The 25,429-nt window shown below is 62.3% G+C and carries 20 protein-coding genes, 1 pseudogene and 1 riboswitch; of the genes and pseudogenes, 10 read left to right on the forward strand and 11 right to left on the reverse strand.

Annotated features, from left to right (window positions below; translation table 11 throughout):
- Nucleotides 1-73: 73 nt before the first annotated feature.
- Nucleotides 74-892, forward strand: coding sequence for a methyltransferase domain-containing protein (locus tag VGI36_18890; protein HEY2487216.1), 819 nt, complete (start codon nucleotides 74-76; stop codon nucleotides 890-892).
- A gap of 650 nt (nucleotides 893-1,542) precedes the next feature.
- Here the strand turns inward: VGI36_18890 and VGI36_18895 are convergent.
- Complete coding sequence (locus tag VGI36_18895) at nucleotides 1,543-2,871, reverse strand: LLM class flavin-dependent oxidoreductase (protein HEY2487217.1); 1,329 nt, start codon at nucleotides 2,869-2,871, stop codon at nucleotides 1,543-1,545.
- 12 nt (nucleotides 2,872-2,883) lie between these two features.
- Nucleotides 2,884-3,669: an alpha/beta hydrolase gene (locus tag VGI36_18900; protein ID HEY2487218.1), complete on the reverse strand. Its 786-nt coding sequence runs from the start codon at nucleotides 3,667-3,669 to the stop codon at nucleotides 2,884-2,886.
- A 163-nt stretch (nucleotides 3,670-3,832) separates the two neighbouring features.
- On the opposite strand from VGI36_18900, the gene VGI36_18905 reads away from it, so the two are divergent.
- Complete coding sequence (locus tag VGI36_18905; GenBank protein HEY2487219.1) at nucleotides 3,833-4,885, forward strand: phosphotransferase; 1,053 nt, start codon at nucleotides 3,833-3,835, stop codon at nucleotides 4,883-4,885.
- A gap of 123 nt (nucleotides 4,886-5,008) precedes the next feature.
- Nucleotides 5,009-5,926 (forward strand): hypothetical protein, encoded by a 918-nt coding sequence (locus VGI36_18910; protein ID HEY2487220.1) that lies wholly within the window; start codon nucleotides 5,009-5,011, stop codon nucleotides 5,924-5,926.
- A gap of 43 nt (nucleotides 5,927-5,969) precedes the next feature.
- On the opposite strand, the gene aroA is transcribed toward VGI36_18910, so the two are convergent.
- Both aroA and VGI36_18920 read right to left on the reverse strand, forming a co-directional pair.
- Nucleotides 5,970-7,253, reverse strand: a complete 1,284-nt coding sequence (gene aroA, locus VGI36_18915) for a 3-phosphoshikimate 1-carboxyvinyltransferase (GenBank protein ID HEY2487221.1) — start codon at nucleotides 7,251-7,253, stop codon at nucleotides 5,970-5,972.
- Nucleotides 7,254-7,461: 208 nt separating this feature from the next.
- Nucleotides 7,462-8,298 (reverse strand): annotated as a pseudogene (locus tag VGI36_18920) (BMP family protein).
- Nucleotides 8,299-8,585: 287 nt separating this feature from the next.
- Between VGI36_18920 and VGI36_18925 the strand changes: the two are divergent.
- Nucleotides 8,586-9,668, forward strand: coding sequence for a transglycosylase SLT domain-containing protein (locus VGI36_18925; protein ID HEY2487222.1), 1,083 nt, complete (start codon nucleotides 8,586-8,588; stop codon nucleotides 9,666-9,668).
- A gap of 158 nt (nucleotides 9,669-9,826) precedes the next feature.
- Here the strand turns inward: VGI36_18925 and VGI36_18930 are convergent, their stop codons facing one another.
- Entirely contained in the window at nucleotides 9,827-10,507 is a 681-nt protein-coding gene (locus VGI36_18930) for a glutathione S-transferase family protein (GenBank protein HEY2487223.1), read from the reverse strand.
- Nucleotides 10,508-10,610: 103 nt separating this feature from the next.
- Between VGI36_18930 and glnE the strand changes: the two genes are divergently transcribed.
- A complete protein-coding gene (glnE, locus tag VGI36_18935; protein ID HEY2487224.1) occupies nucleotides 10,611-13,550 on the forward strand; it encodes a bifunctional [glutamate--ammonia ligase]-adenylyl-L-tyrosine phosphorylase/[glutamate--ammonia-ligase] adenylyltransferase in 2,940 nt (979 codons plus the stop codon).
- A 25-nt stretch (nucleotides 13,551-13,575) separates the two neighbouring features.
- Here the strand turns inward: glnE and VGI36_18940 are convergent, their stop codons facing one another.
- On the reverse strand, nucleotides 13,576-15,612 hold the full coding sequence (locus VGI36_18940; protein ID HEY2487225.1) for a TonB-dependent receptor: 2,037 nt from the start codon (nucleotides 15,610-15,612) through the stop codon (nucleotides 13,576-13,578).
- 119 nt (nucleotides 15,613-15,731) lie between these two features.
- Nucleotides 15,732-15,893, reverse strand: a riboswitch (cobalamin riboswitch).
- Nucleotides 15,894-15,960: 67 nt separating this feature from the next.
- On the opposite strand from VGI36_18940, the gene cobU reads away from it, so the two are divergent.
- Nucleotides 15,961-16,482, forward strand: a complete 522-nt coding sequence (cobU, locus tag VGI36_18945; GenBank protein HEY2487226.1) for a bifunctional adenosylcobinamide kinase/adenosylcobinamide-phosphate guanylyltransferase — start codon at nucleotides 15,961-15,963, stop codon at nucleotides 16,480-16,482.
- Nucleotides 16,483-16,588: 106 nt separating this feature from the next.
- Here cobU and VGI36_18950 read toward each other — a convergent pair whose 3' ends face one another.
- Entirely contained in the window at nucleotides 16,589-18,304 is a 1,716-nt protein-coding gene (locus VGI36_18950) for a D-aminoacylase (GenBank protein ID HEY2487227.1), read from the reverse strand.
- Between VGI36_18950 and VGI36_18955 the strand changes: the two genes are divergently transcribed.
- Complete coding sequence (locus VGI36_18955; GenBank protein HEY2487228.1) at nucleotides 18,303-18,467, forward strand: hypothetical protein; 165 nt, start codon at nucleotides 18,303-18,305, stop codon at nucleotides 18,465-18,467. The two genes, VGI36_18950 and VGI36_18955, sit on opposite strands and share 2 nt — an antisense overlap.
- A gap of 115 nt (nucleotides 18,468-18,582) precedes the next feature.
- Here the strand turns inward: VGI36_18955 and VGI36_18960 are convergent, their stop codons facing one another.
- Genes VGI36_18960 through VGI36_18975 form a run of 4 tightly spaced genes read right to left on the reverse strand, consistent with a single transcriptional unit; the run spans nucleotide 18,583 to nucleotide 22,151 of the window.
- On the reverse strand, nucleotides 18,583-19,557 hold the full coding sequence (locus tag VGI36_18960; protein HEY2487229.1) for a nitronate monooxygenase: 975 nt from the start codon (nucleotides 19,555-19,557) through the stop codon (nucleotides 18,583-18,585).
- Between the two features lie 10 nt (nucleotides 19,558-19,567).
- Nucleotides 19,568-20,569, reverse strand: a complete 1,002-nt coding sequence (locus VGI36_18965; protein HEY2487230.1) for an NADP-dependent oxidoreductase — start codon at nucleotides 20,567-20,569, stop codon at nucleotides 19,568-19,570.
- Between the two features lie 13 nt (nucleotides 20,570-20,582).
- Nucleotides 20,583-21,731 carry a thiolase family protein gene (locus tag VGI36_18970; GenBank protein ID HEY2487231.1) on the reverse strand — a complete coding sequence of 383 codons (1,149 nt, stop codon included), beginning with the start codon at nucleotides 21,729-21,731 and terminating at the stop codon, nucleotides 20,583-20,585.
- A 6-nt stretch (nucleotides 21,732-21,737) separates the two neighbouring features.
- On the reverse strand, nucleotides 21,738-22,151 hold the full coding sequence (locus VGI36_18975) for an OB-fold domain-containing protein (GenBank protein ID HEY2487232.1): 414 nt from the start codon (nucleotides 22,149-22,151) through the stop codon (nucleotides 21,738-21,740).
- Between the two features lie 79 nt (nucleotides 22,152-22,230).
- Here VGI36_18975 and VGI36_18980 point away from each other — a divergent pair, with 79 nt between their 5' ends.
- From VGI36_18980 to VGI36_18990, 3 genes are all read left to right on the forward strand, one after another.
- Complete coding sequence (locus VGI36_18980) at nucleotides 22,231-22,890, forward strand: helix-turn-helix domain-containing protein (GenBank protein HEY2487233.1); 660 nt, start codon at nucleotides 22,231-22,233, stop codon at nucleotides 22,888-22,890.
- Complete coding sequence (locus VGI36_18985) at nucleotides 22,859-24,109, forward strand: CoA transferase (protein ID HEY2487234.1); 1,251 nt, start codon at nucleotides 22,859-22,861, stop codon at nucleotides 24,107-24,109. The genes VGI36_18980 and VGI36_18985 overlap by 32 nt, the downstream gene beginning before the upstream one ends.
- Nucleotides 24,110-24,207: 98 nt before the next feature.
- Nucleotides 24,208-25,419: a CoA transferase gene (locus tag VGI36_18990; protein HEY2487235.1), complete on the forward strand. Its 1,212-nt coding sequence runs from the start codon at nucleotides 24,208-24,210 to the stop codon at nucleotides 25,417-25,419.
- Nucleotides 25,420-25,429: the final 10 nt, after the last annotated feature.

Raw genomic sequence — 25,429 nt, forward strand, 5'->3', positions numbered from 1 at the left:
TTGAACGCTCGGTATGTAAAAAAATTCACTCGGGTGATTCCTGCTGCGCGAGATGAAATAATAGAGTCGTCCTATGCCGGAAGGAAAGCCAGCTGCGCCCCTTGAGAATCCGGGGCGGACCGCTCTGAAGGAGCAATACAAGGACTCGAGCAACTTCCAGAAGCGGGTAGCGTTGCACGCACGCTTCGGCACCAATCGCTACAGCTTCTATCGATGGGTCTTCGACCAGTTCGATCTCTCACATGTCTCCGCCATCCTCGAGCTCGGGTGCGGCCCGGGATTTCTGTGGCGACAAAACGCCGATCGATTGCCCCCCAACACGACCCTCGTGGTATCGGATTTCTCGCACGGTATGGTGCGTGAGGCGCGCGCCAGTCTGGGGAGTAAAGCTGGCGCCGCCAACTTCTGCCAGCTCGATGCGACCCTGCTGCCCTTCAAGACCGGCAGCCTTGATGCGGTCATGGCCATGGCGATGCTTTACCACCTCGAGGATCGTCCGGCGGCGTTCCGGGAGATTCGACGTGTGCTGCGCGAGGGAGGGAGGCTGTATGCCTCGACGATGGGGCGCGCGCATATGCGCGAGCTGCGCGAAATAGCGGGCCGCGTTTTCGGCGCCAATCGTGTCACAAACGCAGCGGAGCGTTTTGGCCTGGAGACTGGCTACGATCAGCTCAAGGCGGCATTCGCGAACGTCGAGGTCAAGCGGTATCAGAATTCCATGCGCGTAACGGAGAGCCAGCCGGTGATCGACTACTTTCTCTCCACGGCGCGGATGCGGCAGGTCCCGCCTTCTCTGCTGGATAGGTTGCGCGTCGAACTGGACCGCGAGATCGCAGCCCAGAATGGCATCGCCGTATCGAGCGACTTCGGTGTTCTCATCGCCCGCCCTTAAAGTCTCACCGTTTAGTTCGAAGGTCGCGTTTATCTCTGCCCTGAAAGCCACTCATGATTCAGATTTCGTGAGGAGCCGGTAAAGAAAATGGGGGTAGGGAATGGTCTGACCAGGTCTTGCCGTCTTCCTCTCAGGTACGGAACTCACGCACCGGCTGTAGGTCACGCTTAGGTGGTATCGCTACGAAGTGGCTGTTCTGTCAGCATGCGTTCGAACAGCGAGAATGAGCCTCGCGCTGGTTTCCCTGTCCGCTCACGTTCGCGGAGTGCTTCATTGCCGCCTCTTCCATAGCGGAATTGGCGGAAGGCGCCGCAGACAGGGGTGCGAGGGGATTAACATTCCCTCAAACGGGATCATGCCGGCGATGCTGGCCTGTCACCAATGTCGCTGTCGCAACACCCCACGGACCACGCTCCTAGACGGGCTCTCTAACGCCCCAAGGATCGGTCGGTCTCGGTCTCTGGCTACCTTCCGCCGACACCCTTATACATCAGCCCTGTTTCTGACCTGACGTGCCGCGCCGGCGGCCCGTAACCCGCTCCTAGGATTGTGTCCGCATAGCGGCCAAGCCTGCGCGAGCAGAGTGTTGGCGCGAAAAAATAGGGCGCTTCGCTCAGCGAAGCGCCCCTGAGTAGCGATAGTCTGTTTTCCTAGAGCAGACCGAGTTCCTTTAGCGGGCCCTTGTCCGACACCGGAGCGCGCTTGGTCTCGGCCTGGATCTTCGATTGCCGCGGCGGGCGCGTGATTGCATCGACCAGCCCGATCGTGCCGGCAAACTCCTTGATCGCCGGCGCCACTTCCTTCGCCATCAGCCTCATACTGTTCTGCCGATCCTGGTTGCTGACGGGTCCCTGCACGTTAAACACCACGATTGAGCCGGGGCGCAGCACCTTCATGATCGTCTCGAGTTTCTGGATTACGGTTTTTGGACTGCCGATGACGAACTGATGCTGCTTCTGCGCGCGTTCGTAGCCGGGCAGCAGCTTGCGGTGGATTTCTTCCGCATCCACTTGCTTCTTTTCTTCGACTTGGGTCGCCTTTAGCTTCTCGCCACTCACTCCCAGCCAGCTTCCCTGCGGCTGCTTGGAGAGCCGGCGGATCGCGTCTTTGGAATTGTATCCGGGCGGCAAGGTGTGCTCGGGACGCGCGAAAGTATTCTGGCCGCCGCCGAACAGAAATCCCTTGCCGAGTTCCTGTGCCTTCTCGTCGGTCTCGGCGACGAAGGCCGGAACCAGATAGCCGAAATTTTCGGAACCAGCCTGGTAACCCTGCCGTTGCGCTTCGTCGGCGTAGTACTCCCACAGGTCACAGGTTGCTGCGAGAGCCGTGCCGAGTCCGAAGTAGGGATATCCATGCTGCGCGCACCACAGCACGGTTTCAGGGCTGAGCGTGCCCGGAATCCACATCTGGGGATGCGGCTTTTGATAGGGCAACGCCCACGGGTTCACGTGGCGATAGTGGAAATGCTTGCCCTCGTAACGCCACGGTCCCGGCTTGGTCCACGCCTGTACGATAAAGTCGTGCGCTTCCTCGAAATACTCCCGGTTGTAGGAAGGATTCGCGTTGTTGAAGAACTGCTCGCTGCCCGCGCCACGCACCCATCCCGTGATGAGCCGGCCCCGCGAGATCAGATCGATTTCCGCCAGTTCTTCAGCCATCCGCAGCGGATGCTTCAGCACCGGAAGCGGATTTCCAATCAAGAGGATGTGCGCCTTCTTGGTCAGTCGCGCGAGGATCGCGGCCTCGACGTTCATCACGCTGCCCATGCAGAACGGGTTGCCGTGATGCTCGTTTAACGCCACGATGTCGAAGCCGAGTTCCTCCGCGTAGCAGTTCTCGTCGATCCAGTAGTTGTAATCGTCGGCCGCCTTCTCGCGATCGAAGTACTTGTTCGACACGGCGAAGTGCGCGCCGTTCTTCAGGATGACTTCTTCGGGAACCCAACGGACCGGACGCTCGGTGAAATATCCTACCTTCATGGTGCACCTCTCCTACGCAGCCAGGAAACGGCTGACAACGCGTTCGAATTCAGCGGAGTTTTCGATTTCGGGCCGATGCCCGACCTTGTCGATAATCGCGACCTGGGTGGATGGGATAACCCGCTTGTAGACGTCGATGCATCCGCCCGGCACGACCCGGTCGCTGGACCCCCAGACTAGCAGGGTGGGGGTTTTCAACCCCTGCAGCAAGTGCGGCAGGCTGGGATTGTGCATGTAGGGCTCCCATCCGATCCGCGCGCATTCCGCTCGCGCGTCCTCGAAGGCCTCGAACTGTTCGGGGGTCATCTCGCCGCCGTAGATTTTTGCGAATTCCGGGGTGCCTGCGGGATCGGCGACGGTGGCACGCAGATGAGTTCGGATCGTGATCGGAAACACGTCCATGATTTCGCCCTGTTCGGGTTTGATGCCCATAGGGGCGACCAGGACCATCTTCCCAAAGATCCGCGGGTCAGCGGCCGCCATCTCCGCGGCGACGAAGCCTCCCGCAGAAAAGCCGATCACATCGACCGGGGCGAGCTTCATGTCCCGCACCATGTGGGAGTAAAAGCCCGCGAGGTCGCGGTAGCTGCGGATCCAATCCAGTCGTGGAGTCTTTCCGTAGCCGGGCTGCAGAGGGATTAGTAAAGTTCGCTCATGCGCGAAACTCTCGTTCCAGGTCATCCAACCCGGATAGCCGAGCTCGTCGTGAAAAATCAGCAGCGGCTTGCCGCTGCCGGCTTTGATCATTGCGAGCTGGGTGCCGTCAACGTTCAGAGTTTCTTCGGTCGCCGTTATCATATCGCTCACCATCCGGCCGCGGGGGTGCTGGGTGCGAGCGAGATCCCGCCCTCGCGCCATTGCGATGCAATTGAGTTTGGACCTGCAATGGGAGTACCACGACATTGGATTGACGGCAAAGGCAGCGGGTCGATTTTTGCGGGCCTGGGAGTGGAGCAATCGCGTGCCAATTGAAGGACTGACCACGCCGGTCAGAGAGAACCATCGGTTCGACGAGCGCAATCTGGAGCGTCATCTCACCGAGCATCTGGGCGGATTTCGCGGCCCACTGATCGTTTCGCAGTTCATAACCGGTCAATCGAATCCAACCTTTTTGCTCGAGGCTCCGGGCGCGCGCCTGGTACTGCGCAAGAAACCGCCCGGCACGTTGTTGCAATCGGCACACCAGGTGGAGCGCGAATACCGCATCATCAAGGCGCTCGAGAACACCGATGTCCCGGTACCGCGAGCCCATCTGTTATGCGAGGACACCGGGGTAATCGGGACCGCGTTTTTCGTGATGGACTTCGTGCCAGGACGTATCATCCTGGAGCCCATCCTTCCGGGCATGAAGCCTGCCGAGCGCGCCTCGGTATACGATTCGATGAATGAGACCATGGCCCGGCTGCACCGAGTCGATTATCGCACCGTCGGGCTCGAGGGCTTCGGCCGACCGGACGGATACGTAGCGCGGCAGGTCGCCCGCTGGACCAAGCAGTATAAGGCGGCCGAGATGGAACCGATTCCGGCGATGGATCATCTCATGGAGTGGCTCGCCAACCACATTCCCGAGAAAGACGAGACCGGGATCGCACACGGAGACTTTCGCCTGGGCAATCTGATTCTGCATCCGACCGAGCCGCGGATAGTCGCGGTGCTGGACTGGGAGCTATCGACCCTGGGGCACCCAATCGCGGACCTCGCGTGGAATTGCCTTGGTTATCACTATCCGCCCGACCACGCGGACACCGGCAGTTTCGCCGGCCACGATTTGAAAGCGCTTGGAATCCCGACCGAAGAGGAATACCTCGCCGCGTACTGCACGCGCGCTGGGCGCGCGAATATTGAGAACTGGAATTTTTTTGTCGCCTTCGCGTTCTTTCGCGGTGCGGCGATCGCGCAGGGAATCGCGATGCGCGCGAAGCTCGGCAACGCCTCTGCTCCTGACGCGGCGGACCGCGGCCGGCGCGCCGGCATCAGCGCCCAGCTGGGCTGGGAAATTGCTCAGAAGTTGTGAGGCGAGCGAGACGAGCCTTTAGTTTCAGTGATTCTTCGCTCCGCGAACTCCGTTTTCCAGAATGACGAAAAATGAGACTCGCCTACGCAGGTGAGTCTGCCGCAATTCCGCGCGGTTCAAGCGATGCAAACAATGCTCGGCAAGATACTACTGCTCGGATGCCCGTTTCTCCTCGGCCTTGGGCTCGCGAGCGGCCCCACCGCGCAAGCCCAGGACGCTGGTGACCCGTCGGCAGCGGCCAAGGCCGCCAGTTTCACCAACCTGCGGGCAGTTACGATTACCGGGAACGGCCAGGACGCGATGGAGCCGTTTCTCACCCGTGACGGCAAGGTGCTGTTCTTCAACAACTCCAATGCTCCCACGGTCGATACGAATCTCCTTTGGGCAACGAAAGTTGACGATTCAACCTTTCAACTTCAGGGCGAGATTGGCGGGGTTAACGGCCCCGCGCTCGACGCGGTCGCGTCGATGGATCTGAGCAACAACTTCTATTTGGTGTCCACGCGCAGCTACGACACGACCTTGTCCACCATCTATTCGGGCAACTATTCCAACGGTTCGGTGAGCGGTCCGGCGATCGTAGCGGGAGTTCCGCCGACCAGGCGCGGGTTGGTCGATTTCGATCAGGAAATCAGTGCCGACGGGAACACGCTCTACTTCACGGAGGGCCTATTCACCGGTGGGAGCGTGCCCGCTTCCTCGGAGGTGCTGATCGCGCGTCGCAGCGACAACGGCTTCATCCGCGACGCGCAGAGCAAGGAGATTCTTCGCACCATCAACAGCAGCGCCCGGCTCAACTATGCGGCCTGCACTTCGGCAGATGAGCTGGAAATTTTCTTCACCCGCTTGAACGGCAAAGAGCCAGCCATTCTAATGGCGAGCCGCACCAGCACCGCAAAACCATTTGGTGCAGCTGAAAAGCTCTTGGCCATCACGGGTTTTGTCGAAGCGCCGACCATCTCGCCGGACGGCCGATCATTATATTTTCATCGGCGAAATCCTGACGGAGTCTTCTCGATCTATCGGGTGACCCGCCCCTAGAGCGGGGCGGCAACGTTGGTCGAAGGTCCGCGGATGCTGGCTCCTACTTGGTCAATTCCGCGAGGCGGTCAAAAAAATCCGGAAAGGTCTTGGCTACGCAGCCAGGATCTTTGATCTTCACGCCGGCAAGTTTGAGCCCGGCGATGGCGAAGCTCATGGCAATCCGGTGATCGTCATAAGTTTCGATCGTGGCCGGCGCGAGGCGCGAAGGCTCGATCCCGATTCCATCTTCGTAGTCGGCTACCGTCGCACCAAGGCGGCGCAGCTCGGTCGCCAGCGCGCGCACGCGATCGCTCTCGTGGTAACGAATGAATCCTACTTCGCGGATTCTGGTCCCCGATGAAGCGAATGGCGCGATTGCCGCAAGCGTCGGCACCATGTCGGGCATCGAGTTCATCGACACGTCTACGCCATTGAGGCTCCCGGTTCCCGAGATCACAACTCCGTCAACGGTCCATTCGACATGTGCGCCCATCCGCTCGAGAAGGTCAAAAAAACCGAGATCACCCTGTACGGAATCGCGCTGGAGGCCTGGAATCTTGACCTCGCCACCGCAGAGCGCGGCGGCGGCCGCGAAATAGCTGGCCGCGGACACATCGGGCTCCACCACAAATTGGCGCGCGTGATAGGTCTGCCCGCCGGGTACCGTGATCACATCGCCTTCCACCTCACTGCGCACCCCCCACACCTCCATAAGCCGCAGCGTCATCTCGATGAATGGGCGCGCGGTGTCACCGAGCACCCGGAGCTTGAGTCCCCGCGGCCACAGCGGCGCTGGCATCAGAACCGCAGATACGAACTGCGACGATGCGCGTGCATCGATGGTCGTCTCGCCGCCCCTGAATGCACTGCGGCGGCTCTCAACGATTACCGGCGGGCAGCGGTTGTCGCGCTCGGCATACACGCTTGCACCAAGCTGCTGCAGCGCGTCCAGCAGCGGTCCTATCGGCCGCTGACGCATCCGCTGGTTACCATCCACCCGATAGCGGCCCTGGCCAAGAGTTAGGAACCCCACGATAAAACGCATCGCGGTCCCGGCGCCGCCGACGAAGAGTTCGGCGCTCGAGGCTGGAATGGCGCCGCCAAGGCCGTCGACGGAGATTCGATGTGCGGCCTCGTCGACCTCAACGCGGAAACCGAGGGCGCGCAGCACCGCGGTCATGGCGCTGGTGTCATCGCTCAGCAGGGCCGCCTCAAGAGTTGATCGGCCCGATGCCATCGCGGCGAGCAACAGCGCGCGATTGGTAATGCTCTTGGAGCCCGGCAGCGCGATATCGGCGTGCAACGGCCCGCGCGCGGGCGTAATCTCCAGTTCTTCGGCAGTCATCGAAAGCTCGTGAGCTACAGTTAGGCACGCACGGAATGCCTACTCAAGCGAACCCCCAGCAAAGTTCGAGTGAGACGGCCACTTCCCTCCGCGAGAAACCCATGCGCCAGGGCAATCGCGTCAGCTGCCGCCGTGGTCGCCCAGAAACCGTATCGCATGCAGCCTCTCCCGCCGCAGAGGCCCGGTGTTTGAGCGCTCAATTTCCCCGTTACTCAAGAACGATTTTCCCGGCGATGATTTGTTGCTCGGCTGCTTTGGCCTCCTCCAACATGGCCGCCGGAATCTTTGACTGGAGGCGTGGATTGTAGACCACCTCGACCATGCCCTCCTTCATTCCATATTCCAGCATCCCGCCCCGGAACTCACCGCTCTTGATCTCCGTGGCGATGCGCACGAATGCCTTCGGAATGTGGATCACAGCGCTAGCCAGAACGTTATCGGGCGCGACGGCATTCTGATCGCCGTTTGCGCCGAACGCATAGATGTGTGATTGCAACGCAGCCTGGAACACGCCCAATCCGGCAGCATCGGCGTTATGGAAGAGCAAGTCGGCTCCAGCGCTGACCTGCGCGAGGGCGGCCTCCTTAGCCGCGCCTACGTCATCGAAGCTGCCCGTGAAGCTGACCAGCATCCGTCCCTGCGGCCGGGTTGCGAGGAATCACCGGCGGGTTCCCGCGAAGGTCAGCTTGATCGATGGCAGCTCGATTCCGCCGATAGCGCCGATCACTCCGGTCTTGGTCATTCCGCCTGCGATCACGCCCTGGACGTAGGTTGCTTCCTCGATTTTGAAAGTCGGCGAGGAGACATTTGCTGCCGATCCGCTCCCGGAAGTCACGATGAACCAGGTCTTCGGAAACAGCTTTCCCACTTTGAGCGCAGCGTCTGTGTACTCGAATCCGTGCGCGAAGACGATATTGAACCGCGCGAGGCAAAGTCGCGCAGCGAATCCTCGAAATCTGCCGGCGACTGCGTCTGCACCAGCGCAGTCTCGACATTCAGAGCTTGCTTGATCTCCTGAAGACCGTGGAATGCCGCCGCGTTCCAGCCTGCATCGCTCACCGGGCCGGGTGTGAGCAGCGCGACCTTAAAAGCCGCGGCCCGGTGGACGTCGGAGTGCTGGATTGACAGCTCGAGGTGATACAGAACGCTACTACCAGCGCGAACTCCGCACCTCTCGACTTGAGAAGCCACCACAATCGACCTTTCGCCAAAACTACACCTCGCACGCTTTTAGCTGCATCGTTGACTATCAGAGCGGGGAGGGGTAATCGATAAGAGCATTTGTCTTACCCAGGCTCGCATGAGTTGGCGGCGAGCATCGGAGAGAGCGGTTTGCTGGAAAGGTTGCTTCGTCGTTTGAGTGGCGTGGTGTTGGCTTTGGCCGCGAGCCTGGCTGTGATGAGCCTGGCCGGTGCAACATCCTGCCGTGCTGCAGCTGAGCTACCCTTCCCCCGCCCGGCATTCATCGAGCCCAACGTTAAATTCTGGGTCGACGTTTTCACCACCTATTCGGTGCGCGATTTTACGATCGTCGATCGCGACAAGGTGTCTCGCCTCTACCAGGTTTTCCATCTCCCCGGTGATGGAATCCCGACCCGCGACGATGTCGATTGGGTCAACGTCTACCTCAAGTCCAAATATGTCGACATACTGCAGCGCCTTGCGTCGGGCCATCAGCCGGAGACCTCCGAGGAGCGGCGGGTAGCCGAGATGTTCAAAGGAGAGTCGCCGAGCGCCTATTCGATCGCGGCGGAAAACCTCCGGGTCCAGGAGGGATTGCGCGAGCGCTTTCGTGAAGGGCTGGTTCGCAGCCGCTACTATCGGCCGACTATGGAGCGAATCTTCCGGCAGGCGGGGCTTCCCCCTGAGCTGGTCACTCTGGCCCAGGTCGAATCGGGCTTCCAGACGCACGCCAAGTCTAGTGCGGGTGCGTGCGGCATCTGGCAATTCACCCGCGCAACCGGCGCCAAGTATATGAACATCTCGCGCCACCACGACGATCGGCTTAACCCGGTTCGCTCGACCGAGGCGGCCGCGAAGTTGCTGCGATCCAACTACGACCAGCTGGGTGATTGGGCGCTGGCCATTACCGCATACAACTACGGCACAGGCGGCATCGCTCGGGCCGCGGACCTCTACGAGGGCGACTACGCGACCATGATCGAACGCTACCAGGGGCCGCGTTTCGGCTTTGCGGTGAAGAACTACTACGCGGAATTCCTGGCTGCGATGGACGTCTACGAGAACGAAGAGACTTATTTTCCGGGAATCAAGGACGAGGTCGCCAATCTTGTAGCCGAGGATACCGAATCAGAACCCGACGAGGAGGCGCCCCGGCACTTAAGAAGCAGCCACCGAGCCCGACACCACGGCGCCGCCCATCATCATCACCATACCCACCGAGCTAGTGCCTGATTCTCCGGGATCGGGAAAACCCTGATTGTAGTGCCCGCGCAGAGAGGCGTGGTCGATGTGTTCCTATCCGCGCCGAGGTTAATTTAGTCCCGCCTGCGCCCCTCACCGTGGGCTTGCACACTATTTTTCGTTTTTTGGAACAGGCTTTTGGGAGATCATCAGCCGCCGCTTGAGGCGTCGGCGACTTTGCTGCGAGGGCTGATGGCCCGGTAGCTCTTACGTTGGCGCAGGTTGTGCAAATATCGCTCGACCCGCGGAAATACGTCGAGCTTCATTCCATCGACTTCCAGGACCATCGCCACTGCCATCATCGGAGCGTCTGCAAGCGAGAACTCGCCGCAGACATAATCTCCGCCACCCTGGTTTCCCTCCAGCAGCCTCTCCATAAAGGGCAGGTCGCGCCCACGCAGTAGTTCGCGCCCCTTTTCCATCTGCTCCTGGTCGCGCTTCTCGGGGGGGCTCCAATACGGCATCCAGATGAGCGGAAGGCTGCCTGCCAGGATGGCCTCATCGGCGAACTGCTCCGCCTGGCGGATGTGGTTGCGCGCCGTACGGTTGTGCGGCATCAGCCGGACGCCGCTTGTGTAGTGATCCTCCAGGTATTCGTTGATCACGGTGGAGTCGAAGATGATCAGGTCTTCGTCCTCGATATAGGGGACTTTGCCGAGCGGGTGCTTGGCCAGCATCTCGGGAGGTTTTTTCCACAGATGGCCGGGCGGCAGATTTTCGATCCTGTAGGGGACGGCTTTTTCCTCCAGCACCACTTTGGTCTTACTGGCGTGGGTGGAGCGCAAGGTCCCCCAGGGATAGTCGCGTTCCGTGGTATACAAGACGATCATCGCCGGTGCCTCCAGAGGTCCTAAGCCAGCGTACCACTGAGCGTCCGCGTGGCACCATGCTTTCGAGCAGCAACCTCTGTTATCGTCTACCGCGATGCCAGCGGTGCGCGAACTCAGCCCCGAGCTTCGACCGCTCGCTGAGACGCTTCGGCAAAAGCTTCCCTCCTTGGCGGCGCGGCCCGATGCGATCATAGCCGAGCGCGCGCCCGATGAGCGCGCCGCGCTCGCCGCGCTCCTGCAACTCGCCGAACTGTCGCCCGACCTCCTGGCCACCACGCTGCAAGATTCCACAATTGCGGGCGACCTGATCTTCTGCCTCGGCGCATCCGACCTGGTGCGGTCGGAGTTAACTGCCGCCGGCGATCGATGGATCGAAACATTCCGCGTGGCGCGTTCGGCATCGGTCGAATCGATTCGCGCCACCATGCGATGCGACCCGATAGTCGCAACCACGCGCCCGGACGCCGCGGCGGCATTAGGCGAGTTCAAGCGACGCGAGTTTACCAAGATCGCGATCGCCGACCTGCTGCGGCGCATCGATGTGGCCGAGACCGCCCGCCTGATGTCGGCGCTGGCAGACGAGTCTATCCGCGCCGGATTGGCTGCGGTGAAACATCTGATGGGTCCGCGCGCGAAGGATGCAGGCGCGTTTTGCGTGCTCGCGATGGGCAAGCTCGGCGCCAACGAACTCAATCTCAGCTCGGATATCGATCTGATGTATCTCTACGATGCGCCCGATACCCAGGCTGCCGCGGTATCCGCCGCGCGAATGGGGGAGCTGCTGACCGAGATGCTCTCCGACGGCTCCTTTCGGGTCGATCTGCGGCTGCGCCCGGGAGGCCGCAGCTCGCCGCTGGTGGTCCCGTTCGAGGGCGCGCTCAGCTTCTATCAGAACTACGGTCAGACCTGGGAGCGCGCGGCGCTGTTGCGCGCGCGCGCGGTTGCCGGCGCGGTTGCAATGGGCGAGAAGCTGATCGCGGAGCTCGGGAGTTTCGTCTATCGGCGCTTTCTCGATTTCGATACCCTGCGCCAGCTGCGCGCGATGAAGCACCAGATCGAAGCGGAACTGAGATCGCCCGAGCTGATCGCGCGCAACATCAAGCTCGGGCGCGGCGGAATCCGCGAGTTGGAATTCGTTGCCCACGCCCTCACTCTGATTTATGGCGGCCGCGACCCGCGAATCCGTACCGGTAACGCGCTCGCCGCGCTGCGCCACCTCGAGACCTACGGCTACATGGCGCAGGAACGGGCGACCGCCCTGGCGGAAGCGTACGTTCTGCTGCGCGACGTCGAGCACAAGCTGCAGGTGGTCGCCGGAATGCAGACCCAGACCCTTCCAGCAGACGATGCGGCCATGCGCGCCCTGGCGGCCCGCATGGGTTTTGGGAAGGAGGCGGGAGCGTCGGCGCGTCTGGTCGAAGCGCTGGAACGGCGTCGTGGGCTGATTGCGTCTCAGTTTCGCGAGACCCTTGCTGGGGGCGAAGAGGAGGTGCGTCAAGCTGCTTCTCCCCAGGCGGTCGCGGCCTGGGCCAACGCGGGGGAGCACCATTTGACTGTCCCTCTGTTAGCCGCCCTTGGTTATGCATCGCCCGAGGAAAGCGCCCGGCATCTTGAGCAACTGTGGCGCGGACCTGAGCATTGGACGCAGAGCCCGCGCCGCCGCGAATTGCTCGACAGCCTCGGTCCGGTCCTGATCGACGAGATGCGCTCGCTGGCCGATCCAGATCTGGCTATCATGAACCTCGCCGCGTTTATCGCTGCGGTTGGCGCACGGACGTCATTCCTCGGGCTCCTCGAGCAACATCCGGTTACTCGCCGCGTCCTGCTCAGGCTGTTCGCGTCAAGCCGCTATCTTTCCACCATCTTCATCCGGCATCCGGACATGCTCGATACGCTGGTCAGGTCCGATCTGGTACGCGCGCGCCGGACTCTGACCGAGTTGAAGGAGGAAGTTGGCGAACTAGTCCGGGCCTGCCCCGACTTTGAGGGTCGCCTGGATGCGCTCCGCGCATTTCGCCATCAGGAGTTTCTGCGCATCGCAATCGCCGATCTCGCGGGCGAGCTCAAGCTGCCCGATGTGGAGACCGAATTTACCAACCTGGCCGAGGCGGTGCTGGCGGAGTCGCTCGAGGTGGCGCGCACCGAAATTGCGAGCCGTCATCGAATTCCCGCGTCGCTGCGGATGGGGATTCTTGCAATGGGTCGGCTCGGCGCGGGCGAGATGACTTACAACTCCGACCTGGACCTGATTTTCGTTTATGCGGATGCCGGCACGGGCGAGTCCGACGCTGCTTTGGTCGCGTCGCGCATCGCGCAGAAGCTGATCGCGGTGCTCGAGTCTCGTACCCGCGAAGGCTACGCATACAAGCTCGACCTGCGACTACGGCCTTCCGGTAACCAGGGGCCGCTGGTGACTTCGCTGCCAGGTTTTATTTCGTACCATCGCGAGAGCAGCGCAGTTTGGGAGCGCCAGGCGCTGGTGCGCGCCCGCGTGGTGGCAGGGCATCCGGGCCTGGCAGCCGAAGTGGAACTCGCCCGCCAGGAGTTTGTCTTTTCCCGTGGACTCGACACCAAGGGGGTCGCCGAGATCGCCGCGATGCGCGAGCGGATGGCGAACGAAATCGGGATCGAGGACAAAAGCCGCCTCAATCTGAAGCAGGGGCGGGGCGGGCTCATCGATGTTGAGTTCCTGACCCAAATGATGGCGCTACGGCACGGGAAGGATTATCCGGGGCTGCGGGTCCGGAACACCCGCGCGCTGCTTGCCGCACTGCACGACAGCGGCCTGGTGGAGGCTGCGGACGCGGCCAGTCTGGCGGACAATTTTTATTTTCTTGCGCGCCTGGAGAATCGCCTGAGAATCGAGAGCGATCAGCCGGCGTGGGCGGTGCCGACCGAACATGATGCGCTGTTGCCGCTCGCACGCAGGATGGGCTTTCAGGGCGAGGACGGCCCGGAGCGCCTGCTCAAGGAATTGCAGGAGCGACGCCGACGAACCCATCAGATCTTTGAAAAATACTTCGCAGCGGAAACCGCGGCGTGACGACTGTTCCGTCCGCAACCGATGCTCACTGCAAGTCCAGCTTGACGCCCGCCACGAAGTTTATCGGCGGCGAGCGAAAACCGAACGCCTCCGAGTAGTTTCGGTCGAACAAGTTTGAAATGCGCGTGAACACTTGCTCGTCCTGCAGGTAATTCCATCGTCGTCCCAGCGCGTAGGATGCGACCAGGTCGAACCGATAGTAGGCATCGTGGTTTTGGATGGTCCCGACCGGAGTAATGTCGTCGCGATCGCCCACAAATGTCATCGCGAAACTGCCAACCACCTGGTCATGCGCGAGCAGCATGCCATTGCCGATGTATTGGAGCAGCCACTGCGCGGACCATTTGGGAACCCGCGTCGGGGTCGCTCCGGAAGCGGAGACGTGGGTCTCGTCGAGATAGGTCACGCTGCCGCTTAGATTCAGCCCTTTGTAGAGGGTGATGCTCGGGACAATCTCGACGCCTTGGGTATCAACCCGGCCCGCATTTCCGGCCATCGCGCCGAACTGACAACCCGGACCCACCGGGCACGGCACGGTGACGATCAGATCGTGTACTCGCCGCGAGAAATAGGTCGCGGTGAATGATGCGAGTTCGCCAAAATTGGTCGTGAATCCGCCGTCGTATTCGCTGGAGATTTCCGGTTTCAGGTTGCGATTGCCGAAGCCTGGAAAATAGAGTTCGTCGAACGACGGTGCGCGGAAGCCTTCCGAGTAGCTGCCGCGCAGCCTGGTGGAGAGTTGCGTGATGGGAATCAGCACCGACCAGGACGGACTCACTTCTGTGCCGAACTGGCTGTTGCCATCGACGCGGAAACCGCCGGTCGCCAGCAGGTGGCCGTTAAGAAACGTCGCCTGTTGTTCGAGGTAGCCCGCATATTGCTGCTGGGTCGCGGTGAAGTTGCTCGCCGATAGGGTCCCGGCGAACAGCGAGGTGCTGTCAGAGCGCGCCCACAAGCTCCTGAAATCGAAACCCGATACGGTGCGGAAATTTTCGTTCCAAGTGTAGACGGCTTCGATCTGCGCGCCGCGACTTTCTTCCGGAATATTGTCGACCTCGCTGCCGTCGAAGCCCAGGAACGGTGTCTCGTTGAGCCGAATCTGGTTGCGCACGTAGTAGCCGTTGGCGCGTACCACCAGCCGCTCGCCGAACTTATGCTCGACCTCGCCCTTGTAGAGCATGAATTCGCCGCGCTGATGGGCAGTCGGATTATTCGGGACTCCGAACGGAATGGTGAAGTTGGTCAGACTCACGTTGGACATGATGTAGCGGGCGAAGCCGCGCACAGTGGTGTCGTCAGTTGGGTGATAGTCAAGGCGTCCCTGCAGCGAGAGGTTATCGGAGTTGTCGTTGACCAGATGAAAACCCTCCGTCGAGAAATAGTCGACCGAGCCCGAGAACCCGAGCTTGCCTTGCGCTCCGCTCACCGTGGCGATTTGCCGCTGGGTCGCGCTGTTGCCGCCCTGCGAGAGAAGGGTCGCGGCGGGCGGCCCCTCGCCTTCCTGCGACAGGATATTCACGACGCCGCCGATCGCCTGCGACCCATAGAGCGATCCGCCGGCGCCGCGCAGGACCTCGATGCGGTTGAGATTCTGGGTGGTAAGATTCGCGATGTCGAATGCGCCGGTGGTTCCCGAGTTGACTTCTACCCCGTCGATCAGAATCAGCGATTGCGAAGCCGACGCGCCCCGAATCGATACGTCGCTTTCGGTTCCGGGAGAGCCGCTCTGAGTCACGGTGACCCCCGGAACCTGCTGCAGCGCGGTCCCGACGCTTTGAATCTTCTGCGACTCCATTTGCTGATCGGGCACCACTGTGACGGTGGTGCCAATCTGATCGATCGGCTGCGCGACTCGAGTCGCGGTCACGACGATGGTCTTAAGCTTGGTCTCCTGGGCGGGGGACGGCGTCGTTTGCGGAGCGGTCTGAGTGGATTGGGATGCTGCCGGGGTTGCGGACGCCGATGGTGTAGAGAGCGGCGACGGGTCGGCGTGGCCCGGTGTACGAAACGCTCCGATGCATACGAGGACGACGCAAATGACAAGAAATGTCAGCCGATTCATGAACTCCTCCGAGTTCAGTCGGCCATCCGCGGAGGAAAAGACTTAAAAGCCCTAACCCCCACAAGAGGGATTGGGCTCCAGGCAGGTCGTCACCTGATGCCGACCCTCCCCGCGGAAGGCTGACGTCGTAATGACCCGGCCGGTCTCCTGGCTTGGGGATCATCCTTGGGCCCGCCTTCCTGCCGCAGCAGTGGCATCGTGGGCCTTTGTCCCCCCGTACAGTTGCGGGGCAGCGCCGGATTCTAACCGGCTTCCCGTACACCGGGTGCGCGCAACATTTACGCCGTGATCGCGAGGTAGTCAACCGGTCGTCGAACGCGCAGCGGCAGGAGAGTAGCCTTGTGCGTCGTGGAAGGAATCACGTTAATCACCGGCGGCGCGCGCAGCGGGAAAAGCGCATATGCTCTTAAACTCGCGGGGGAGCGCCCGGGAGTGCGACGAGCATATGTCGCAACCGGCGAGGCTTCGGATGAGGAGATGGCCGCGCGCATCGCGCGGCATAAGGCCGAGCGCCCGGCCGACTTTGCGACCATCGAAGAGCCGGTCAAGCTGACCAGCGCGTTGCAGCATCTCAGCGGCAGTGCGGAGGTGGTTCTCATCGATTCGCTGACCCTGTGGGTATCGAACCTGATGGGGGCTTATCCGGCGGAGGAAGCATTCCGGCAGGAGTGCCTGAGGCTCGCGCAGGTTCTCGCGCAGGCGCCGTTCGACAGCATCGTGGTGACTGACGAGGTCGGCAGCGGCATTGTGCCAGACAACGTGGTGGCACGCCGCTTCCGCGACCGGCTGGGTTTTACGAATCAGTGGATCGCACAGGCAGCAGGCGAAGTATTCCTGATGGTTAGCGGGTACCCGCTGAAGGTGAAATAGACGCTTCCCGGCGATCCTCTCCGAGAGCGCATTCAGACGCGGCGCAAGAAAAAGCGCTCGCAAAAAAGAGCAGCACGGGAATGCCCGCGCCCCTATGACAGGCTATTTAGGCGGCTGGTTGCGGGCCCCGAATCAGGCGGCCAGGCATTGCACCCGTCGGTTGACCGTCCTGGTAGGTTACTTCGCCGCTCACCACCGTGTGCTTGTACCCATCGACCCGCTGTACCAGCCTGCGTCCACCTGCCGGCAGATCGAAAACCATCTCAGGCGCATGCAGCCGCAACCCGTCCAGATCGACCGCATTGACGTCGGCCTTCAATCCCGGCTTCAGCGTGCCGCGATCCTTGAGTCCGTACAGCCTCGCCGTGTCCGCCGTCTGGCGCTTTACTACGAACTCGACCGGCAACCTCTCCCCGCGACTGCGATCTCGCACCCAGTGCGTGAGCAGGTAAGTCGGCATGCTCGCATCGCAGATGAGCCCACAATGTGCGCCGCCATCGCTCAACCCCAAGGTCGTGGTCGTATCGGTCATCATCTCCCGGACCGCGTCGAGGTTGTACGACGCGTAGTTGGAGAACGGCACGTACAGCATCTCGCGGCCGTTGCGCTCGAGTAGCAGGTCGTAGGTCAACTCTGCAGCGCTCTTTCCCGCGCGCTGTGCGCGCGCTGCGATGCTGGTCTCGGGTGCGGGTTCGTAGTCGGGCGGATCGCCGAGTCGGAAATACTTCGCAAAGTTAGTCACCAGGTAACGGGTCACGCGGTCCTTCGTTCCAGGCTCTTCGGCCAGAATGCGCGCTCGCACTTCCGGCTTGCGCATCTCGGCGACGCGCTCGTCGATCGGCAGATGCGCCAGCTCGCGATGATACGTAGGATGGGTGATGAACGGATGCAGCGAGCTTTGCAGGCCCATCAGCATTCCGGTTGGCCGCGGCGAAATCTGCGGGGCAAGATGCGCGCCTTCGGCATTGTATTTCTTCACGCGATCGAGCATGCGGCGCCATCCGTCCGGATTCTGATCACCTTGGCCCATCGCGAAGGTGATCGGCAGCCCGGTCTCGCGCGTCAGCTTGATCATCCATTCCATCGTGGCGTCGGGTCCCGCCATGTCCGATGCCATCTCGAATACCCCGTGTCCCGCGGCACGCAGCGCGCGTCCGATTCCGAGCAACTCCGCTTCGCTCGCAAACGTGCCCGGCACGACTTCCTTGTTCTTCGCGCGGTGCAGCATGGTGCGCGAAGTCGAGAATCCCAGCGCGCCAGCCTTGATTGCCTCGCGCACGAGAGCCGCCATCCTGGTGATGTCTTCTTCAGTCGCTTCCTCGTTATGTGCACCCCGTTCGCCCATCACGTACGCGCGTACCGCACCGTGTGGCACCTGCGCGCCCACGTCGATCACGCGCTGCATCTTCTCAATCGCGTCGAGGTATTGCGGAAAGCTCTCCCACGACCACTTGATACCCTCGGCGAGCGCGGTGCCGGGAATGTCCTCGACGCCCTCCATCAGGCCGATGAGAAATTCCTGCTTGCCGGGCTCGACCGGAGCGAAGCCGACTCCGCAATTGCCCATCACCAGGGTCGTGACGCCGTGCCATGACGATGGCGACAGATACGGGTCCCACGTGACTTGGCCATCGTAGTGAGTGTGGATGTCCACGAAGCCGGGCGTGACCAGCAGGCCCGACGCGTCGATTTCGCGGCGTCCTGCGCCGGCTTCGCCGCCAACGCTGGCGATTACGTCGCCGTCGATCGCGATATCACCAACAAACGCTGGCGCTCCGGTTCCGTCGACGATCTTGCCGTTGCGAATGACGAGGTCATGCATGGGAACGCTCCTTGCCGTCGCCGCCTTCGAGGTCGGCGCCGTACCGATCGTTCAGGCCGCACTATCGCCCATCGAGTCAGCTCAACTCAAGCCGCGGCTGACTCCTTCGAGGCTCGTGGCGTCCCGCCAGGGCACCCGCCGTCATCCTGAACGAAGTCCGTGAAGTGAGAGATCTCACCTAAGATTTCGAGACTCTGCGGTGGATCACCGCTAGGTGTTCGTGGGGGCGCCGAGATTCTTCGCTGCGCAGACTCCGCTCAGAAATGACGTAGTATGGCTCAGCGCCCAAGAGTTTCCAAAGTGGCTCGCTTCGCCGCCTCGTACTCCTGCGCCGTCCGCTCGATCAACTCCGCCGCACTCATCACGCCGGTCACGCCCGAAATCGAATGCCCTGCGCTCCACACGTCTTTCCATCTCCGCGGGCCGCTGGCGCCGGACCCATGCATCTGGTTGGCCGCTTCGATGGTCACCCGCTCCGGAAGGTTCGCCGGGTCCAAGCCGGCCGCTACAATCGAGGGCCGCAGCATGTTGGTGTCGAGACCGGTGAATGCGCGCGTGAGCATCACGTCGTCCATGCTCGATTCCACCAGCATGTGCTTGTACTCGGGCTCCGCCATGCTCTCGTGGGTCGCGATAAACTTGGTGCCCATGTAGGCGAGGTCGCAACCCAGCACTTCCGCCGTCCAAAGCACCCGACCGTCCGCTATTCCGCCCGCCATCACGATCGGACCGTCGAACATCTCGCGCACCGCGCGCGTGAACGCGAATGCGTTCATCCATCCGGTCTGGCCGCCCGCGCCGGCGGTGAGCAGGATCAGCCCGTCAACTCCGGTGGCGATCGCTTTCCGCGCGTGGCGCAAGGTTGCCACGTCGGCGAAGACCAGGCAGCCGATGTCGTGCAGCGGCCCGACCGCGACTTCCGGCGAGCCGACACTGGTGATGACCATCTCGATTTTGTGCCGCACCAGGCAGGAGAGTGCCTCGCGCACCTGCGCGTGCCGGATGATCAGATTGGGGCAGAAGGGCGCGACGATGCGCGAAGGATCCTCGGCGCGCGCGGCTTCGAGTCGAAACTTGATTTGCACCAGCCACTCATCGAGCTGCTCAAGGGTTCGGCTGTTGGCGACCGGAAAGGCCCCGATCACGCCGTTGATACAGGCCGCGACCACGAGGTCCGGGCCCGACACGCGCAGCATCGGAGCGGCTATCAGCGGCAGCCGCAGCCGTTTCGCAATCCTCGCAGGAAGTGACACGCGCCTTCCGTCAGACGAGCTTCACGAGCTGCTTGCCGACGTTCGCTCCCTTCAGCATCCCGATGAACGCGCTCGGCGCATTCTCGATTCCGTTCGCGATCGTCTCGCGATATTTGATCTTTCCTTGCCCCACCCAGTTCACGAGTTCGGCCAGCGCCCCCGGCGCGCGGTCCGCATAGTCCGACACGATAAAGCCCTGCAGCTTCACGCGATTGATGAGCAACATAACCAGGTTGTTGAGCCCGTGCATCTGGGTCGCGTTGTATTGGGAGATGAGTCCGCACAGCGGGATGCGCGCGAACGGATTCAGGCGCAGCGCGACCGCTTCCAGGATGTCGCCGCCCACGTTTTCGAAGTAAATATCGATTCCTTTCGGCGTGGCCGCCGCGAGGTCCTTCATCAGGTTGCCGGCCTTATAGTCGATGCACGCGTCGAAGCCGAGCTCATTGACGACGTGCGCGCACTTGTCCTTGCCGCCGGCGATTCCAACGGCGCGGCATCCTTTGATCTTGGCGATCTGTCCGACCACGCTTCCCACCGCTCCGGCCGCCGCAGAAACCACCACCGTCTCACCCGGCTTGGGCGCGCCGATATCGAGCAGGCCAAACCACGCCGTGAGGCCCGGCATGCCGAGCGTTCCGAGATAGGCGGAGAGCGGCGCGGCTTTACCATCGACCTTCTGCAGCTCGCGTCCGTCGGACAGGCCGTAAAGCTGCCATCCGTAGTAGCCGAGCACATGATCGCCTTTCTTCAGCGCGGGATTGTTCGACTCGACGACTTCGCCTACCGTCGCACCGACCATCACGTCGCCAATCTGCGCCGACGCCGCATACGACCTCACGTCGTTCATGCGCCCGCGCATATATGGGTCGAGCGAGAGCCACAGGTTGCGCACCAGCACCTGCCCGGCGCCCGGCTTGGGAACATCGCGGTCGACGATTTTGAAGTCGCTCTCCTTCACCCATCCCGTTGGGCGGTTGGCGAGCGTCACTTGCAAATTTTTCTCAGCCATTGCCATCTCCTCCTCAATCTTTCCGCAAAATATGGACGACGCACACCGCGCCGACGCCCACCATGTGCGCAAGCCCGACGCGCGCGTTCGGCTGCTGCCGATCGCCCGCCTCGCCGCGTAGTTGGCGCGTGAGCTCTGCGATCTGCCCGACTCCCGTCGGACCAATCGGATGACCCATCGCAAGGAGACCACCCGATGCGCTCACGGCACATTGCCCGCCAATATCCGCTGCGCCGCTTTCGATCATCCGCGCGCCTTCGCCGGGCGCGCACAGTCCCATCGCTTCCAGGTACAGCAGCTCCTCGATCGTGAATGCGTCATGCAACTCGAGCACATCCAGGTCTCGTGCGGTCATTGAAGCCTCACGATACGCTTGCGCAACCGTCTCGCCGGTCAGCTCGGCATCGAAATTCTTGGCCTCGCGATAGACCCGCTCGGTGCGGGTGACCGATGCGACCGCACGCACGGCGCGATTGCGATCGATTTCCAGCCGCGCGATCGCATCTTCCGATGCGACGATCACCGCCGCGGCACCTTCTCCGACCGGGCAACATTGCAATCGGGTCAGCGCGCCGGAGATCGCGGGACCGGCCATTACTTCTTCCAGCGTCACCTGCTTCTGCCGCTGCGCATATGGATTGCGCGCGCCGTTGCGATTGTTCTTCACGGCGACCAGCGCTATCTGCTCGGCGGTCACGTGATTGCGATTCATGTAGTCGTTGGCGAGCAGCGCGAAGTGCGTGAACGGCAGTACGCGCGCGCCGACCAGGTCGCGGATGTTGGTCTTGCCGGGCGCCCCGGCGATGGGTCCCGGCTTGTCGACGCCCACTGCCAACGCGACATCAGAGATGCCGCTGGCGACTTCGAGGCAGGCTTGCCGGAACGCGGTCGATCCCGAAGCCGACGCGTTCTCGACCTGCGCCATCGGGATTCCGGTCGCGCCGAGATGACGCAGCATCGGGCGCGATGCCGCCATGCCGATAAACGCCGTGCCGGTATATGCGGCCTCCACCTCGCTCCATTGGATCTTCGCGTCTGCGAGCGCCGCGCGCACCGCGGTCAGCCCGAGATCGACGTAGGTGGTTTCACTCAGGCGCTGATAGCGATGCAGCCCGATACCGACCACGTACACCGGTCGCAGATCGATCAGGGTTTTACTCATCGTCGATTACCTTGCCGCTTTCTCGAAACGCAGTTCCATGACCTCACGGCCCTGTTCATCGCTTCCCTGCGATACAATGGTCGCGCTCATACGAACTCCCGCCTTAAGGCCTTGGCCGGTGCGGTTGGTGAGAATCGATCGAATCGCCGGGCCGTCATCGAGCAGGATCACGCCGACCGTGAACGGCGCTTCGATGCCTTTGCCCTGGTGCAGATGCACGGTGGCGAACGAATGCAGCTTGCCACGGCCGGGCAGGGTGACTGCTTCGAGCTCCTCGGGCGGGGCGCCGCATGATTCGCATCCGTATTGCTGGGGCGGAAAAAACACATACCCGCACCTGTGGCATCGACCACCGTTGAGCGACGGCGGATTTTCCGATCCGGAGTAGAGCGCAGGTTGAGCAGGAACTGATTCAGCCATCGACCAGCACCTCGGGAAACAGCGGGAGTCTACTCGAGCATTTGCTGGTTAGTCAACAAATATGTTACAAGCCCGTTCGATGGATCGAGCAGCCACCACCGCGCGGCCCGTTCGCCGCACCCAGCGCGAACGCCGCGAAGCCTCTTATAGGCGGATGCTGGCCGCCGCCGTCAAGCTGATCGAGCGGCAGGGCAGCAGCCGCACCACGCTCGCGCAAATTGGCGAGCTCTCGGGCTACAGCTACGGTCTGGTGAGCCATCGCTTCGGATCCAAGGAAGCCCTGGTGCGTGCAGTCACGCGCGAAGCGCAGGCGAGCTTTGCGCGCCACGAAATGGCTGATGCGGATCGCCATCACGGCCTCGAAGCGGTCCTCATCCTCGTGGAACGCTACCTGCGCGCGGTGGTCGCGCGCAGTCGCAACGCGCTCTACGTGCTGATCGGAGAGGCGCTGGGGGCGATGCCGGAAATTCGCCGGGAGATTAGCGCGGCAGACGCGAATTTTCGCGCCGGGGTCCGCGAATCTATCGTCCAGGGCATCGCGCTCGGCGAGATTCGCGCTGACGCGGATGCCAATGCGCAAGCGGCAATGATTGTCGCGACTCTGCGCGGTCTCGCCATCCAGCATCTAATCGATGGGTCCGCGTTCGATCCGGATGCGTTGTGCCGCGAGCTGCGCGCCAGCCTCACGCGGAGCCTCGCCGCGGCTAATGGCAGCACGAGGAAGCGTCGCGATGCTTGACGATATTCGCGTGCTGGAGATTTCCTCGCCCGAGACCATGCTCGCGGGCAGCAACCTGGCCGCGCTCGGCGCAGATGTTATCGTAATCGAACCACCCTCCGGCGCGGCGGGCCGCAGGCTCGAGCCTTTCCTCGACGACCTTCCCGGAATTGAGCGCAGCCTCACCTGGCAGGCGATGAACCGCAACAAGCGCGCAATCACCCTCGACCTCGCCAGTATCGACGGGCAGCAATTGTTCGCGCAGCTCGCCGACAAGTGCGATGTGGCGATCGACTCGGTCGATTCGCGAAAAGGCGCTGCGCCGCTCGATGGTTTTGCGCTTCCCGAGAAGATGGTTCGGACTCGCATCAGCGCGTTCGCATCGAACGGCCCCAAGAGCGGCTATGCGGCGTCGGACCTGGTCGTGATGGCGGCCAGTGGAGCGCCGGGCGTCAGCGGCGATCGCGATCGGCCGCCCGCGTTCTTTTCCGTACCCCAAGCGATGATGGAAGCGGGCGCCGATGCAGCAATCGCGGCTCTGGCGGGATTGCTGGCGCGCGATCGCGAGGGCCGCGGACAGAACGCTCACGTGTCAGCGCGTATCGCCGCGATGATTAGCGCGATGAGCCAGATGCTCGGGCCGGGTGCGGGAAATGCTGAGCTGGGCCGCACCGGCGGCTCGATTTCGTTCGCCGGTGTTGAGATTCCGAGCATCTATGAATGCGCCGACGGTTTCGTGCTGGTCTCGGTCGCGTTCGGTCCGGTGTTCGGACAGATGACGAATCGGCTTGCGCAGTGGGCGGCAGAAGAGAAACACCTTGCGGCCGAGCTGGGTGAGGTCGCGTGGACCACGTTTATCGGCGACCTCCAGCAGAAAAAGCGCACTCCTGCCGACCTGCAGGCGCTCATCGATGGCATCAAGGCGCTCGCCCGCAGCAAGAGCAAGTATGAATTCGGGGCGGCGGCGCGCCGGCTCGGTCTGCTCGCATCGCCGGTGATGACGATGCGCGATGTCGCGGAATCTCCGCAGTATCGCGAGCGCGGATTGTTCACCAAGATTGAGATCGCGCCCGGCCGCAAAATCGACGTGCCGGCACGCTTCGTGCAGATCTCCAATTTCCAGATCGAATCGAAACGCCCGGCGCCCACGCTCTCGCAGCATACGGTGGAGCTGCTGGAGTCGGAATTGAACTTGTCGCGCCTCGAAATCCAGGCGCTGTTTGCACACCGGGTTGTATGACGAAAGCCAAGCGTGTCGCTCCGCGAAAGTCTTTCTCCGCTTTTCTGGGGAGGAGGTGCGCCCTGGCGTCGGATGAAGGGGGGGCTTGCAGAAACCAAATGAGCTCGCCACTCACCGGCATCCACGTGCTTGACCTGAGCTGGGTCATGGTCGGTCCCGCCAGCGGACGCGCGCTCGCCGACCTCGGCGCCGATGTGATCAAAGTCGAGAGCTCCAGGCGCATCGACCCGGTTCGCACTCTCGGCCCGTTCAAGGACGGCAAGACGGGCCCCGAGCGTTCGGTGAGCTATCACAATCTCAACGCCGGCAAACGCTGCATCACGCTCGATATCCGCAAGCCGCAGGGACGCGAACTTGTGCTGCGCCTGAGCGAGTGGGCCGATGTGGTGCTGGAGAGTTTCACACCCGGCGTGCTCGAGGAGTTGCAGCTCGCTTATCGAGACCTGAGCGCGCGCAATCCGAAGATCATCATGGCCTCGACTGCCATCCTCGGTCAGACCGGACCCGATGCCAAAGGAACCAGCGGTGTGGGCACAATGGGCGCGGCCATGTCCGGTGCGACCTACCAGTTCGGATGGCCAGATCGGCCGCCCAGCGGTCCCTGGGGGCCCTGGACCGACGCGGTCACTCCGCGCTTCATCGTCGCAAGCATTCTGGCGGCGCTTCATCAGCGATCGCGTACCGGAAAGGGCTGCTATCTGGATCTGGCTCAGGCCGAATGCGGAATTCAGTTCATGATGCCGGCGTACTACGAGTTTGTTGCCAATGGGCGCCTTCCGGAACGCCGTGGCTCGGCAGGATCACCGCTGGCGGCGCCGCAGGGCCTATATCCCTGTGCGGGCAAGGATCGATGGGTTGCGATCGACGCGGTGTCGCAGGACAGATGGACCGCACTGCGCAGTCTGATCGGCGGTGCGCTTGGCGACCCTCGCTTCGACACGATTGTTGGACGGCTCCGTAGTCGCGACGATCTCGATCGCGCCATCGCAGAGTGGACCCATACGCGCGAGAGCGATGCGGTCGAGGCCGAGCTGCAAGCTGCGCGAATCCCCGCGCATGTCGTCAGTCGCGGCCTCGATCTCGCGCGCGACTCCGACCTGCGTCATGTCGGGCATTTCGTGAAGATCGATGATCCGGTCATCGGCGAGGTGGAAATCGAAGGTGCGCGCGCGGCTTTCGATCGCACTCCGGCTGCGCCGACTCGCCGCGGCCCGCGCATCGGCGAACACACCCACGAAATCCTCCGCGAGGTCTGCGGCATCTCCGAGCAGGAAATCGCGCGCTTGACGGCAGACGGAATTCTCCAATGAAGGTTTGAAG

The organism is Candidatus Binataceae bacterium (assembly GCA_036495685.1).
In the GTDB taxonomy this organism is placed as follows: Bacteria; Desulfobacterota; Binatia; order Binatales; family Binataceae; genus JAFAHS01.